The 12,849-nt window shown below is 71.7% G+C and carries 14 protein-coding genes; 5 read left to right on the top strand and 9 right to left on the bottom strand.

What is annotated here, in order from left to right:
* Positions 1–37 precede the first annotated feature (37 nt).
* Together ELI80_RS06755 and trxB are read right to left on the bottom strand one after the other, a co-directional pair.
* A complete protein-coding gene (locus ELI80_RS06755; RefSeq protein ID WP_136650360.1) occupies positions 38–1,747 on the bottom strand; it encodes a bifunctional sulfate adenylyltransferase/adenylylsulfate kinase in 1,710 nt (569 codons plus the stop codon).
* A gap of 206 nt (positions 1,748–1,953) precedes the next feature.
* Complete coding sequence (gene trxB / locus ELI80_RS06760) at positions 1,954–2,955, bottom strand: thioredoxin-disulfide reductase (protein ID WP_136650361.1); 1,002 nt, start codon at positions 2,953–2,955, stop codon at positions 1,954–1,956.
* A gap of 150 nt (positions 2,956–3,105) precedes the next feature.
* Between trxB and ELI80_RS06765 the strand changes: the two genes are divergently transcribed.
* Positions 3,106–3,606, top strand: a complete 501-nt coding sequence (locus tag ELI80_RS06765; protein ID WP_136650362.1) for an Lrp/AsnC family transcriptional regulator — start codon at positions 3,106–3,108, stop codon at positions 3,604–3,606.
* Positions 3,607–3,616: 10 nt separating this feature from the next.
* Here the strand turns inward: ELI80_RS06765 and pgeF are convergent, their stop codons facing one another.
* From pgeF to lgt, 3 genes are read right to left on the bottom strand one after another with little or no spacing between them, the layout of a single operon-like run.
* Positions 3,617–4,381 (bottom strand): peptidoglycan editing factor PgeF, encoded by a 765-nt coding sequence (gene pgeF, locus ELI80_RS06770; protein ID WP_136650363.1) that lies wholly within the window; start codon positions 4,379–4,381, stop codon positions 3,617–3,619.
* Positions 4,365–5,423 (bottom strand): class I SAM-dependent methyltransferase, encoded by a 1,059-nt coding sequence (locus ELI80_RS06775; RefSeq protein WP_136650746.1) that lies wholly within the window; start codon positions 5,421–5,423, stop codon positions 4,365–4,367. Before ELI80_RS06775 ends, pgeF begins: the two co-directional genes overlap by 17 nt.
* Positions 5,420–6,304: a prolipoprotein diacylglyceryl transferase gene (gene lgt, locus ELI80_RS06780; RefSeq protein ID WP_136650364.1), complete on the bottom strand. Its 885-nt coding sequence runs from the start codon at positions 6,302–6,304 to the stop codon at positions 5,420–5,422. Before lgt ends, ELI80_RS06775 begins: the two co-directional genes overlap by 4 nt.
* A 191-nt stretch (positions 6,305–6,495) precedes the next feature.
* Here lgt and ELI80_RS06785 point away from each other — a divergent pair, with 191 nt between their 5' ends.
* Positions 6,496–6,768, top strand: a complete 273-nt coding sequence (locus ELI80_RS06785) for an accessory factor UbiK family protein (RefSeq protein ID WP_136650365.1) — start codon at positions 6,496–6,498, stop codon at positions 6,766–6,768.
* Between the two features lie 2 nt (positions 6,769–6,770).
* Here the strand turns inward: ELI80_RS06785 and ELI80_RS06790 are convergent, their stop codons facing one another.
* Positions 6,771–7,076 carry a DUF6476 family protein gene (locus ELI80_RS06790; protein ID WP_136650366.1) on the bottom strand — a complete coding sequence of 102 codons (306 nt, stop codon included), beginning with the start codon at positions 7,074–7,076 and terminating at the stop codon, positions 6,771–6,773.
* Between ELI80_RS06790 and ELI80_RS06795 the strand changes: the two genes are divergently transcribed.
* The 3 genes from ELI80_RS06795 to ELI80_RS06805 all read left to right on the top strand — a co-directional run bounded on the left by ELI80_RS06795 (position 7,075) and on the right by ELI80_RS06805 (position 10,336).
* Positions 7,075–8,109 carry a pseudouridine synthase gene (locus tag ELI80_RS06795; protein WP_136650367.1) on the top strand — a complete coding sequence of 345 codons (1,035 nt, stop codon included), beginning with the start codon at positions 7,075–7,077 and terminating at the stop codon, positions 8,107–8,109. The genes ELI80_RS06790 and ELI80_RS06795 overlap by 2 nt on opposite strands.
* A 65-nt stretch (positions 8,110–8,174) precedes the next feature.
* Positions 8,175–9,080, top strand: a complete 906-nt coding sequence (gene rpoH / locus ELI80_RS06800; RefSeq protein ID WP_136650368.1) for an RNA polymerase sigma factor RpoH — start codon at positions 8,175–8,177, stop codon at positions 9,078–9,080.
* Between the two features lie 200 nt (positions 9,081–9,280).
* Entirely contained in the window at positions 9,281–10,336 is a 1,056-nt protein-coding gene (locus ELI80_RS06805; RefSeq protein ID WP_236641370.1) for a hypothetical protein, read from the top strand.
* A 125-nt stretch (positions 10,337–10,461) separates the two neighbouring features.
* Here the strand turns inward: ELI80_RS06805 and ELI80_RS06810 are convergent, their stop codons facing one another.
* From ELI80_RS06810 to ELI80_RS06820, 3 genes are all read right to left on the bottom strand, one after another.
* Positions 10,462–11,589, bottom strand: coding sequence for an SPOR domain-containing protein (locus ELI80_RS06810; RefSeq protein ID WP_136650369.1), 1,128 nt, complete (start codon positions 11,587–11,589; stop codon positions 10,462–10,464).
* A 45-nt stretch (positions 11,590–11,634) separates the two neighbouring features.
* Positions 11,635–12,273: a uracil phosphoribosyltransferase gene (gene upp, locus ELI80_RS06815; protein ID WP_136650370.1), complete on the bottom strand. Its 639-nt coding sequence runs from the start codon at positions 12,271–12,273 to the stop codon at positions 11,635–11,637.
* Between the two features lie 80 nt (positions 12,274–12,353).
* Complete coding sequence (locus ELI80_RS06820; RefSeq protein WP_268939852.1) at positions 12,354–12,830, bottom strand: cytidine deaminase; 477 nt, start codon at positions 12,828–12,830, stop codon at positions 12,354–12,356.
* Positions 12,831–12,849 lie beyond the last annotated feature (19 nt).

The raw sequence follows: 12,849 nt of genomic DNA on the forward strand, positions 1-12,849 counted from the left end.
CCGCACGGGCCGCCACATGGGCGCCTGCGCAAACGCCTCAGGACGTCCCGATCAGGCCCATCTGTTCCAGCTTCAGCAGCACCTGGTGGGCGGCGTTGTCCACGTCGATGTCGCTCGTGTCCACGCGCAGCTCGGGGTTCACCGGTTCCTCGTAGGGGTCCGAGATGCCGGTGAATTCCTTGATCTTGCCCTCGCGCGCCTGCTTGTAGAGACCCTTGCGGTCGCGGCGCTCGCATTCCTCCAGCGGCGTCGCCACGTGCACCTCGACGAAGGCGCCGGCGGCCTCGACCATCTCGCGCACGGCACGGCGGGTCGCGGTGTAGGGCGCGATCGGCGCGCAGATCGCGATGCCGCCGTTCTTGGTGATCTCGGACGCGACATAGCCGATGCGCTTGATGTTGATGTCGCGGTGTTCCTTGCTGAACCCCAGTTCCGACGACAGGTGCTTGCGGACCACGTCGCCGTCAAGCAGCGTCACGGGGCGGCCGCCCATCTCCATCAGCTTGACCATCAACGCGTTGCCGATGGTGGACTTGCCCGACCCCGAAAGCCCGGTGAAGAACACGGTGAAGCCCTGCCTGTCGCGCGGCGGCGAGGTGCGGCGAAGCTGCTTCACCACCTCGGGGAAGCTGAACCATTCCGGGATGTCGAGCCCTTCGCGCAGCCGGCGGCGAAGCTCGGTGCCCGAGATGTCGAGGATCGTGGCGCCCAGCTCGACCTCGTCGCGGGGTTCGTACTGGGCACGCTCCTGCACGTAGACCATCTGCTTGAAGTCGACCATCTCGACGCCGATCTCGTCCTGGTGCTTGCGGAACAGATCCTGCGCGTCGTAGGGGCCGTAGAAATCCTGGCCCTGGCTGTTCTTGCCCGGTCCCGCATGGTCGCGGCCGACGATCATGTGGGTCAGCCCGTGGTTGCGGCGGATGATGCCGTGCCACACCGCCTCGCGCGGGCCGCCCATGCGCATGGCGAGGTTCAGCAGCGACAGATGCGTGGTCGCGGCCGGGTACTTGTCCAGCACCGCCTCGTAGCAGCGCACGCGGGTGAAGTGGTCCACGTCGCCGGGCTTGGTCATGCCGACGACCGGGTGGATCAGCAGGTTCGCCTGCGCCTCGCGCGCGGCGCGGAAGGTCAGTTCCTGGTGGGCGCGGTGCAGCGGGTTGCGGGTCTGGAACGCGACGATCCGCCGCCAGCCCATCTTGCGGAAGAACGCGCGCAGTTCGTTGGGCGTGTCGCGCCGCGCCTTGAAGTCGTAGTGCGTGGGCGGCTGGATGCCGGTGATCGGGCCGCCCAGGTAGACCGGCCCCGCCACGTTGTGCAGGTAGTTGACCGCCGGGTGCGCCACGTCGTCCGCGCCGAAGACCTTTTCCGCCTCGAGCGACTTGTCGGGCGTCCACTTGTCGGTGACGGACAGGATGGCGAGGATCACGCCTTCCTGGTCGCGCAGCGCGATGTCGGTGCCCGGCTCGACTTGGCCCGCGAACGCCTCGGACACGTCGAGCGTGACGGGCATCGGCCAGATGTCGCCCGCAGCCGTGTGCATGTTGTCCACGACGCTGTCGTAATCGGCCTGCGTAAGGAAGCCCTTGAGCGGGTAGAAGCCGCCGTTCATCAGCAGTTCGAGATCGCAGAGCTGGCGCGGCGTCAGGTCCCACGACGGCATCTCGCCGGCCGCGACCTTCAGCTTCTGCGCCGAGTCAGCGTTGACGTAGAGTTCCGGGATCGGCGTGATGTTGGACTGCGTCATGGCGGTACTTCGGTTGTTGATCGGAAATGCCGCGAAAGGAAGGGCACGGCAGGCCACCCGCCCTTACGCGGCCCGCGCCGCGCGTGCAACCGGGCGTAGAAGCGGCCGGCGCATGGGTGCCGTGCCGTGTCTGCATGGTATCGCGCGGACAGCGCCGGAACGGGCCGGAAGCGCCGATCCGGCAGGATCGCGGCGTTCGCGGAAGGTCAGCCGGCGACGATCTCGGCCATCGTGGGCGCGTCCGGCCCGGCCTCCGCCTCGCCCTGCGCGGCCAGCCAGTGCTCGGCATCCAGCGCCGCCATGCAGCCCATCCCGGCCGAGGTGATGGCCTGGCGATAGACGTCGTCGGTCAGGTCGCCCGCCGCGAAGACGCCGGGGATCGCGGTGCGGGTGGTGCCCGGCTGGACCTCGACATAGCCGCCGTCGCGCAGCGGCAACTGGCCCGCGACGAGTCCCGATGCCGGCGTGTGCCCGATCGCGACGAACATCCCGTCCGCCTCGACGACCTGCGTGCTGCCGTCGATCACGGACTTCAGCCGGACGCCGGTGACGCCCAGCGGCGCCTCGGTCCCCAGCACCTCGTCGACCTCGTGGTTCCAGATCACCTCGACCCGCGGGTTGCGGAACAGGCGGTCCTGCATGATCCGCTCGGCCCGCAGGCTGTCGCGGCGGTGGACCAGCGTCACCCTGGTCGCGAAGTTGGTGAGGAACAGCGCCTCCTCGACCGCGGTGTTGCCGCCGCCGACGACGACGACGGGCTTGCCGCGATAGAAGAAGCCGTCGCAGGTCGCACAGGCGCTGACGCCGAAGCCCTGGAACTTTCCCTCGCTCGGCAGCCCCAGCCAGCGGGCCTGCGCGCCCGTGGCAAGGATCACGGCGTCAGCGGTCCACCGCGCGCCGCTGTCGCATTCGGCGACGAACGGCCGGCGCTGAAGGTCGAGCCGGGTCACGAGGTCGGTCACGATCTCGGCCCCCATCGCGCGGGCGTGATCTTCCATCCGCTGCATCAGCGCGGGGCCCTCGACCGCGGTGTCGCCGGGCCAGTTTTCCACATCCGTGGTGATGGTCAGCTGCCCGCCCGGCTGCATCCCCTGGATCAGCACCGGCTGCAGCATCGCCCGCGCGCCGTAGACGGCGGCGGTGTAGCCCGCCGGGCCGGAGCCGATGATGAGCAGGCGGACGTGGCGGGGGGCGGCGGGGACGGTCATCGGCGCAAAGCCTTTCGGGGCGGATCAACGGTCCGGCACAGGTATGCCGCGCGTCCGCGGCGTGCAACAGCGCCGGGCGGCAAGAAACAATATTGCGCACACCCGCCCGCGCCGGTAGTTTCCCGCACTGTTTCGAGAGTTGAGGGAAGCATGGCCGGCGCCAAGCTCGATGAAATCGACCGCAGGATCCTGGCCGAGCTGCAGGCCGACGGCCGCATGACCAACGTCGAGCTCGCGCGGCGCGTCGGCATCTCGGCGCCCCCGTGCCTGCGCCGCGTCCGCACGCTCGAGGAACAGGGCTACGTCCGCGGCTACCACGCCGACATCGACCCCCGCGCCCTTGGGTTCGAGGTCCATGTCTTCGCGATGGTCCGCCTGATCAGCCAGTCCGAGCGCGACCTGTCCGCGTTCGAGCAGCTCGCCCGCGGCTGGACGCTCGTACGCGAGTGCCACATGCTGAACGGCGAGGTGGACTTCATCCTGAAATGCGTCTCGCCGGACCTGTCCACCTTCCAGCGCTTCCTGACCGAGGAACTGACCGCCGCGCCCAACGTGGCGAGCGTCAAGACCAGCCTCGTGATCCGCGGCGCCAAGGACGAGCCGGGCGTTCCGTTCGACGTGGTCGAGGCGCGGGCGCGGGCCAGCGCCTGACGCGGGAAGCCTAGAGCGCGATCGCCGAGATCAGGCGGCCGTAATCCGCCTCGCCCAGATGGGTGCTGCGGCGATAGCTGAAGAAGCGGTCCGGGTCGGAATAGGTGCAATGCCCCGACCACTCCGCCTCGACGCCGAGATCTCGCAGCCGCGACACGCCGAACCCGGGCAGGTCGAACATCGGCCTGCCGTTCGGCCCGCCGGAAAAGAAGCGGCCGCTGTCGGGATCCTCGACGAGGAAGCGGTCCATGAAGTCGTCGCCGACCTCGTAGGCGCGCTGGCTGATCGACGGCCCGACCACCGCGCGGATCCTCGTCGCGCCGAGCGCCCGCATCGCGTCCACGGTCGCGTCGAGGATACCGCCCAGCGTTCCCTTCCACCCGGCATGGGCCGCGCCGATCACGCCCGCCTCCGGGTCCGCGAACAGCACCGGCTGGCAATCGGCGGTCAGCACCGCGATCGCCATGCCCGGCGTCGCCGTGACCAGCGCGTCCGCCCGTTCGGCGGCGAGCGCCACGGGATCGGCATTTGCGTCCAGCGTCACGACCCGCACGGAATGGACCTGCTGCACGGTCGCCAGCCGTTCCGCGCCGACGCCCATCGCCTCGGCCACGCGGGCGCGGTTGACCGCCACGGCGTCCATCTGGTCCGACGATCCCCGGCCGCAATTCAGCCCGGCGAACAGCCCCGACGAGGCCCCGCCCTTGCGGGTGAAGAAGCCGTGCCGCACGGGCGCGAGCGCGGGATGGGTCAGGATTTCAAGCGTGGGCTGCATGATCCTCCAGTCCGGCGAACCCCGGAGGGGCGGGCGCGTGGCGCGGCCAGATGGCCATCGCCTTGAACAGGTGACCCATGGCGGCAGGGTCGGTCAAGCGGTGAAGCGCGTCCCGCGCGCCCGCGTCGCCCGCCGCCGTCAGGCGTTCCGCGCGCCGCTCGATCCCCAGGGCGCGGAGCCATTCGCCCTGGGGAACGGGGGCCGACGCCGCCACGCCTTCGGCAAGGGCGGCGGCCGCCAGCGGGGCGAAATCGACGTGCGAGGTCAGGTCGGCCTGCCCCGGACGGGCCAGCGGATCCTCGAACCCGTGCCGGCGCAGCGCCTGAAGGCTGTCGCCGCGCCCGTCCCAGGTGCCGTAGTCGATGAAGATGGCGGCGCCCCCCTGCCGGGCGATCCGCCGCGCGACTTCGCGGACGATGGGCGCCGCCGCCGGCCGATCCTCGAACACCTCGCCAGGCGGCGCCTCGCGCGGCAACGGCACCGGCGCCGAAAGCGCGAAGCCGAGCGCGCCGTCCTGCGCGACCACCATGCGTTCGGACCAGCCGCCCTCGACGCGGACGAACTGGCGGATCGGCAGGGCGTCGAAGAACTCGTTGGCGACGAGGAACAGGGGTGCCTCGGGCAGGTCCGCGACGCTGTCCAGATGCGTGACCGCGCCCAGCCTTGCCGCCTGCACCTGCCGCAGGTGCGGCGACGCCTCGACCAGCGCGACCTGCGCCGCCCCGTCTATCCCGGGCACCACCCGCATGGCCCGGCGCATGTCGGCCATCAGCGTCCCCCGCCCCGGCCCGATCTCGGCCAGGGTGAACGGCGCGGGCGCGCCCTGGTCCAGCCACGCCTGTGCGAGCGCCAGCCCCACCATCTCGCCGAACATCTGGCTGATCTCGGGCGCGGTGGTGAAATCGCCCGCCGCCCCGAACGGGTCGCGGGTGCTGTAATAGCCGTGCTGCGGATGCAGCAGGCAGGTCTGCATGTAGTCGTCCAGCCGCATCGGCCCGCTTTGCGCGATCCGCGCGGCGATCAGGCGGCCGAGCGGCGTCACGACGCGGGCGCCCGGCCCGGGCGACGCGCCCACAGGATGAAGCCCGCGCCCACGACAACCATCGGCAGCGACAGGAGCTGCCCCATCGTCACGCCCCACACCGGCCCGCCGAGCACGTGACCGAGCGGGTTGTCCGGGGTGATGAAGCGGGCGTCGGCCTGGCGGAAGAACTCGACCACGAACCGCGAAAGGCCGTAGCCCGCAAGGAACACGCCCAGCGCCAGCCCCGGCCGGCGCAACCCGCCCCGCCGGACCAGCCACAGCAGGGCCATGAGCAGCACCACGCCTTCCAGCGCGGCCTCGTACAGCTGGCTCGGGTGGCGCGCGCAGGCCATCGTGGCGGTGGCGCAGGCCTGCGCGGCCTCGCCCGGGAAGATCACCCCCCACGGCAGGTCGGTCGGCCGCCCCCACAGCTCGGCGTTGATGAAGTTGGCGAGGCGGCCGAGGCCCAGCCCGACCGGCGTCGCGACCGCCAGCGCGTCCGCCAGCCGCAGCGGCGGGATCGCGTTGCGCCGCGCGAACAGCCATGCGGCCAGCACCACGCCCAGGAAGCCGCCGTGAAACGACATGCCGCCCTGCCACACGCGCAGGATCTCGCCCGGGTTCGCGAGGTAGTAGTCGGCCTCGTAGAACAGCACGAACCCCAGCCGGCCGCCCAGCACGACGCCGACGACGATCCACGTCAGCAGCTCCTCGACCTGCTCGGGCGCCATCGGCGCCTGCCCGCCCCACAGCCGGGAACGCCGCATCAGCGCCACCATGATCCGCCAGCCGATCAGCAGCCCGGCGAGGTAGGACAGCGCATACCAGCGCAGCGCGAACTCGCGCCCCGCCACGGTGATCGAGAAGATTTCGGGCGAGATGTCGGGAAACGGGATCATGCGGGCTCGGTCGATGTGATCGGGTCACGCGCACCCCGGAAGGGGGCGCCGCGGCATGGCGCACGCTTGGACGCCGCGGGTGCCCAAGTCAACGTCTGCCGGGCACGTCGCGCATTGAAGCGCCCGGCCTGCGGGGCCATATAGTCGGCCAACCGATCCCCGAGCGCGCAAGCTCTGACCAAGGACCAGCCATGACCCAGCAGAACCGCCTGTTCGACGACCTCTCGCGCCTGATGACCAACGCGGTCGGCGTGGCGCAGGGCGCCAGGGACGAAGCCGAGACCGCGTTCCGCGGCATGGTGGACCGCTGGCTCGCCGACCGCGACTTCGTGACCCGCGAGGAGTTCGAGGCGGTGCGCGACATGGCCGTCAAGGCGCGGACGGAAAACGCCGAACTGCGCGCGATGATCGAGGATCTGCGGCGGCCCGAGCGGCCCGACAACGGCGCGACCCCGGTCGGCTGACGTCACTCGGGCGGCACGCGCCGTGCCAGCGACCCGTCGCGCGCAAACAGCAGGATCTCGCCACCGTCCGTCACCACCACCGTCCAGTCGCGCGCGAAGGTGACGGCGGCGGGCGCCGTCCCCGCGGGCAGCGCGAGGTTGGCGGGCAGCGCTGGCAGCGGCGGCTCGGACAGGCGCAGCCACAGGATCGCCGCGATCGCGATCACGCCCAGCGCCATGGTGCCCGCCAGCAGCGTCACCAGCACCCTCAGCCAGCGCAGTTCGGGCACTTTCGCCAGATCGTCGCCGCGCGTATCGTTCCGACCCATGCCCGACCTTTTCCTGACCATTCCCGACGATCCGCCCGACCGTGTTGATAAGGCGCTGGCGCAGGCTGCGCCAGACGATGCCGCGCTGTCACGGTCGCGGCTTGCCAGGCTGATCGCAGAGGGCGCGGTCCACGGTCCCGCAGGCCCGGTCCGCGACGGCAAGGCCCGCGCGACGGCGGGCGAGACCTACCGCATCGCGTTGGGCGACCCCGCGCCGGTCGAGACGCTGCCCGAGGCGATCCCGCTGGCCGTCGTCTACGAGGATGACGAGCTGATCGTGATCGACAAGCCCGCCGGCATGGTCGTCCACCCCGCGCCCGGCAGCCCGTCCGGCACGCTGGTGAACGCCCTCCTCGCCCATTGCGCGGGCAGCCTGTCGGGCATCGGCGGCGAGGCGCGGCCGGGGATCGTCCACCGCATCGACAAGGACACCTCCGGCCTGCTGGTCGCGGCGAAGTCCGACCGCGCGCACCAGGGCCTGGCCCGGCAGTTCGCGGATCACAGCGCCGCCCGGCGCTATCTGGCGCTGGCCCACGGGACGATCGACCCGGCCGACCCGCGCCTGCGCGGCCTGCCCGGCGTCGCGTTCGAGCCGGGCGGCGTCCTGCGGATCACGACGAAGCTGGGGCGCCACCCGACCGACCGCCAGCGCCAGGCGGTCAGCTTCGAGCGCGGCCGCCACGCCGTGACCCGCGCGCGGATGCTGGAACGCTTCGGCGCGCCGCCGTCGGCGATGCTGGTCGAATGCCGGCTCGAGACCGGGCGGACCCACCAGATCCGGGTGCATCTGGGCCATTGCGGGCTGGGGCTGGTTGGCGACCCGACCTATGGCGGCGCGCGCAGGGCGTCCGGCAGGGCGCTCGGCCCCGATGCCGCCGCCGCCGTCCAGGCGTTCCCCCGCCAGGCGCTGCACGCGGCGCAGCTGGGCTTCGCCCACCCGGTCACGGGCATTTGGCTGGACTTCGAAAGCCCCTTGCCGCAGGACATGGCGGCCCTGTTACAAATCTTGCGTTCAGGAACCCCGGGGAACTGAGGACGTTCGATCTGGCCCCCGCCCGCACCACGGCACCTGTCGACACGCACCCGCCAAGGACTCTCATGGCAAACTACACCTCCCTTCCCGCGCCAAGCCCCGAACAGGGGATGAACCGCTACCTGCAGGAAATCCGCAAGTTCCCCCTGTTGGAGCCGGAAGAGGAATACATGCTCGCCAAGGCCTGGGTGGACCACCAGGACAGCGAGGCGGCGCACAAGCTGGTCACGTCGCACCTGCGGCTCGCGGCGAAGATCGCGATGGGCTATCGCGGCTACGGCCTGCCGCAGGCCGAGGTGATATCCGAGGCGAATGTCGGGCTGATGCAGGCCGTGAAGCGCTTCGATCCCGAGCGGGGCTTCCGTCTTGCGACCTACGCCATGTGGTGGATCCGCGCCTCGATCCAGGAATACATCCTGCGGTCGTGGAGCCTGGTGAAGATGGGCACCACCTCGGCCCAGAAGAAGCTGTTCTTCAACCTGCGGAAGGCCAAGGCCAAGCTCGGCGCGCTGGAAGAAGGCGACCTGCGGCCCGAGAACGTGAAGCAGATCGCCCACGACCTGAGCGTGACCGAGCAGGAAGTGATCGAGATGAACCGCCGCCTCGCCGGCAGCGACGCGTCGCTGAACGCGACGGTCGGGTCGGCGGACGGGGATTCCACCGCGCAGTGGCAGGACTGGCTGGAGGACGAGAGCGCCGACCAGGCCTCGGACTTCGCCGAGGCCGATGAGCTGCAGACCCGCCGCTCGATGCTGACGGCGGCCATGGACGTGCTGACCGAACGCGAGCGCGACATCCTGATGGAGCGGCGCCTGCGCGACGATCCCCTGACGCTTGAAGAGCTGTCGGGCCGCTACGAGGTCTCGCGCGAGCGGATCCGCCAGATCGAGGTCCGCGCCTTCGAGAAGCTGCAGGACCGCATGCGCGACCTCGCCCGCGACCGCGGGATGACGATCTCGCATGAGGGCTGAAGTCGCGGCCATTGCGGGCGCGCGCGCCGTCGCCTTATCCTGACGGCACGGGCGGTCCGAGGATGGCATGAGGGCGGCATGACGGCGCAGCGACAGGGCGGACGCGACCGACGGGCCGCTTGGGGCGTGCGCTTCCGTGTGCGGGCCGCCGCTGCCGCGCGAGGCCGCGAGGCGGACCGGGCGGTGACGCGTCCCGTGTCATGGTCGGACGGCGTGTCGTGACGGCGCTGAACGCGTTCCAGCGGCTGGAATCGCCCGGCGTCTGGCGCGAGGGACCGGGCGCGCGGCTGCAGGACGTTGTCGTCTCGGTCGGGGACGCGACGCTGGTCCTCAGCGACCCGCGGTCGGAACGGCCGCTGTCGCACTGGTCGCTGCCGGCGGTGACGCGGCTCAATCCCGGCCAGCGCCCCGCGATCTTCGCCCCCGGCCCGCCCGACAACGACGAGATCCTGGAAATCGACGACGACCTGATGATCTCGGCGATCGAGAAGGTCCATCTCGCGATCCGCGCCAGCCGCCCGCGGCCCGGCCGCGTGCGCGGCGGGCTGGTGGCGGCGGCGGTGCTGGCGCTGGTGGCGGCGGGCGTCGTCTGGCTGCCGGGCGCTGTGATCCGCCACGCCGCCCTGATCGCGCCCCCCGCGCAGCGCGAGGCGGTGGGGCGCCAGATCCTCGCCCAGCTTGAAACATCGACCGGCGCGCCCTGCGCGCGGGCTGCGGGATCGGCGGTGCTGGACCGGGTGGCGCAGCGGACGCTCGGGCCGGATGCGCGGCTCATGGTGCTGCCGACGACGCTGCGCGGCGCGCGGGCCCTGCCCGGCAAGCTGATCGTGCTCGGCAATGAACTCGTCGCGGGCCAGGCCGCGCCCGAGATCGCGATCGGCCATGTCGTGGCGGCCCGCGCCGGCGCCGACGCGCAGGATCCGCTGGGCGCGGTGCTGGGCTACGCCGGCTTTCGCGCGGCCGTGAGGCTTCTCACCTCGGGCACGCTGCCCGACGGCGCGCTTGCAGGCTACGGCGAGGCGCTGCTGTCGCATCCCCCCGACCGGGCGCCGGACGAGGCGCTGCTGACGGCATTCCAGGCAGCCGGCATCCCGACCACCCCCTACGCCCGCTCGATCGACCCCAGCGGCGAATCCGTGCTGGGCCTGATCGAGGCAGACCCGTTCCGCATGGGCGCGCCGGAAACGCCGGTGCTCACCGACGGCGAATGGGTGCAATTGCAGCGCATCTGCGACCCCGACCCGCCGCCCGCCTGAGTTTCCGCGACGCCGCGCCGGTCAGCGCGGCGGTGTTGCCTCAGCCTGACCAGTCCGGACCCGACATGGCCGGTGGCCGCGCATGGGACGGCAACCCGATTCCGGCCCCGCCTCCGTTAGGCGCCTCAACGCGGATAGGCGCTGGGGAACCCGCCCCTGCGCACCCGGTCCAGTGCCCGCACGATCCCTTGCCGGCTGTCGAACGGTCCCGCCATGATCGCCTGCAACGGCCCGCCCGGCCCCGTGCTCTGCCCCCGCGACACGGGCAGCCCCATCGCCGACAGCTTCCGCGCCGCCCGTGCCGCGTCGCCCGGGTCCTTGAACAGGCCCACCTGGACGAAGCGCGCGCCCGCCGGGATCAGCGGCGTCGCCGAGAACGGATCCGCGCCGCGGTCCGTCTTGCCGGCCCGGCGCGTCGTCGCATCCTTCGGCGCACCCCCGCCCCTTGGCGCGGTCTTTGACGGACGGTGGCTGCTCGCCGCATCCCGGCCTGCGGCGCGGCTTCCGGACGTCGCAGCAGCGGCGCGGCCGGCCGACGGCAGCGCGGCGACCGTGCGGGCGTGCAGGGTCAAGGGCTCCATGCCCCCGCACATGCCCAGCGTGTCCTGCGCGCCAAGCCCGGCGTTCGCACCGGACCGTCCGCCGAGCAGCCTGCAGAGTTGCGCGGTATGCTCGCCCGCGCTCGCACCGGCGATCCCGGCGCGCAAGCGGGGCACCGCCGCGATCATCCCGGGCAGCGATGCGGACGTGTCCAGCCCCGGCGTCGCCAACGGAGCAGAGGCGGCGGGCGCCGCATCCTGCACGGCTGGCCGTTGATCCTGGATCCCGGCGGCCGGCGCGCCGAAGCCTTCGCCCGCCAGTTCCCCCGTGTGCAGCCCGGCCATGACCGTCTCGGTCAGTTCGCGGCGGATGCGGGTGCCTTCGTCCTCCGCCGCCGCTGCGAACAGCGGCGCCAGGCGGTCGGGTGCGGTGCGCCGGGCTGACAGGGTCGGCGGGTAGCCGCAGACGGGCGTGCCGTCGCGCGCCTGCCGGGCGATCCAGCCGTCGCCCTGGCGCACGAAGACGCAGCCCGCGCTGTCGATGTACTGCGCAGCCGCGAAATCCTGCGGCGGCAGTTCCGCCGGCCGCGCCTCGCCCACGGTCGCGGCGTGGCCGCACTGGCACGCGAGCAGAAGCGCCCACGTCCCCATGATCGCGGCCAGAAGCGCCCCCAACCCGTCGATCCGCATGATGCCACCCCGATTCGTCAGCATTCTGCCGACGTTACCGGGCGACCCGCTAATCCCGGGTTAAGCGGCCTACTTGGTCCCGAACATCCGGTCGCCCGCGTCGCCCAGGCCCGGCAGGATGTAGCCGTGCTCGTCCAGCCGGTCGTCCAGCGCGGCGGTGAAGATCGGCACGTCGGGATGCGCCTCGCGCATCCGGGCCACGCCTTCGGGCGCCGCCAGCAGGCACAGGAAGCGCAGGTTCTTCGCCCCCGCCTTCTTCAGCAGGTCAATGGCCGCGGCCGAACTGTTGCCGGTGGCCAGCATCGGATCGACCACGATCACCATGCGCAGGTCCAGGTCGGCGGGCACCTTGCTGTAATACTGCACCGGCAACAGCGTGACCGGATCGCGGTAGAGCCCGATGAAGCCCACCCGCGCCGCCGGTATCAGCTCGAGTATCCCGTCCAGAAGCCCGTTCCCCGCCCGCAGGATCGAGATCAGGGCAAGCTTCTTGCCCTCGAGCACCGGGGCCTCCATCGGACACAGGGGCGTCTCGATCGCGGTCGTCGTGAGGTCCAGCTCGCGGGTGATCTCATAGGCCAGGAGCAGGCTGATTTCCCGCAGGAGCTTGCGGAAACCCGACGTCGAGGTGCGCTTGTCGCGCATGATCGTCAGCTTGTGCTGGACCAGCGGATGATCGATCACGGTCAGGTGCGGAACGTCGGTCATGCGGGGTCCTTCCAGGCTGGCGTCTGTCGGCGTTATTGCCCCATCCCGGCCGGTGAGCCAAGCGCCGCGGGCGGGCAGCATCAGCCGGGCGCGGCATCCGCAACATGGGAGCCCGCCATGTGGGCGGCATCGAAGCGCCCCGGCAACAGCTCGCCGATGGTGGTGGACAGCGTCAGCCCGCCGGTGGTCGCCAGCAGCACCGGGACGTCCGGTCCGCCGAACTCGGCCAGCTTCTGGCGGCAGCCGCCGCAGGGCGGGACCGGGCTGCCGCTATCGGCGATCACGCAGACCTCGACCAGCTCGGTCTCGCCCCCCGCGACCATCGCGGCGATCGCGCCCGCCTCGGCGCAGGTGCCTTCGGGATAGGCCACGTTCTCGACGTTGCAGCCGACATAGACGACGCCGTCGCGGCCGCGGATGGCCGCCCCCACCTTGAAGCGGGAATACGGGGCGTAGGCCAGTTCCCGCACCTTGCGGGCGTCGTCGATCAGCGGCATGGCGGTTTCTCCTTGCGAGATCCGGGCGGCGGCGCGTGCGGGCGCGCGCACGTCGCGCATCGGGGTTGGACAGGACGGC

It is taken from the genome of Paracoccus aeridis, from assembly GCF_004923205.2.
GTDB lineage: Bacteria > Pseudomonadota > Alphaproteobacteria > Rhodobacterales > Rhodobacteraceae > Paracoccus > Paracoccus aeridis.

Coding starts and splice junctions, on each gene's coding strand:
- ELI80_RS06755 (WP_136650360.1), bottom strand. CDS start 1,747: ATGACGCAGTCCAACATCACGCCGATCCCGGAACTCTACGTCAACGCT.
- trxB (WP_136650361.1), bottom strand. CDS start 2,955: ATGACCGTCCCCGCCGCCCCCCGCCACGTCCGCCTGCTCATCATCGGC.
- ELI80_RS06820 (WP_268939852.1), bottom strand. CDS start 12,830: ATGCGCGACGTGCGCGCGCCCGCACGCGCCGCCGCCCGGATCTCGCAA.
- ELI80_RS06790 (WP_136650366.1), bottom strand. CDS start 7,076: ATGGGTCGGAACGATACGCGCGGCGACGATCTGGCGAAAGTGCCCGAA.
- ELI80_RS06765 (WP_136650362.1), top strand. CDS start 3,106: ATGGCCGGCGCCAAGCTCGATGAAATCGACCGCAGGATCCTGGCCGAG.
- ELI80_RS06810 (WP_136650369.1), bottom strand. CDS start 11,589: ATGCTGACGAATCGGGGTGGCATCATGCGGATCGACGGGTTGGGGGCG.
- lgt (WP_136650364.1), bottom strand. CDS start 6,304: ATGATCCCGTTTCCCGACATCTCGCCCGAAATCTTCTCGATCACCGTG.
- ELI80_RS06805 (WP_236641370.1), top strand. CDS start 9,281: ATGGTCGGACGGCGTGTCGTGACGGCGCTGAACGCGTTCCAGCGGCTG.
- rpoH (WP_136650368.1), top strand. CDS start 8,175: ATGGCAAACTACACCTCCCTTCCCGCGCCAAGCCCCGAACAGGGGATG.
- upp (WP_136650370.1), bottom strand. CDS start 12,273: ATGACCGACGTTCCGCACCTGACCGTGATCGATCATCCGCTGGTCCAG.
- pgeF (WP_136650363.1), bottom strand. CDS start 4,381: ATGCAGCCCACGCTTGAAATCCTGACCCATCCCGCGCTCGCGCCCGTG.
- ELI80_RS06795 (WP_136650367.1), top strand. CDS start 7,075: ATGCCCGACCTTTTCCTGACCATTCCCGACGATCCGCCCGACCGTGTT.
- ELI80_RS06785 (WP_136650365.1), top strand. CDS start 6,496: ATGACCCAGCAGAACCGCCTGTTCGACGACCTCTCGCGCCTGATGACC.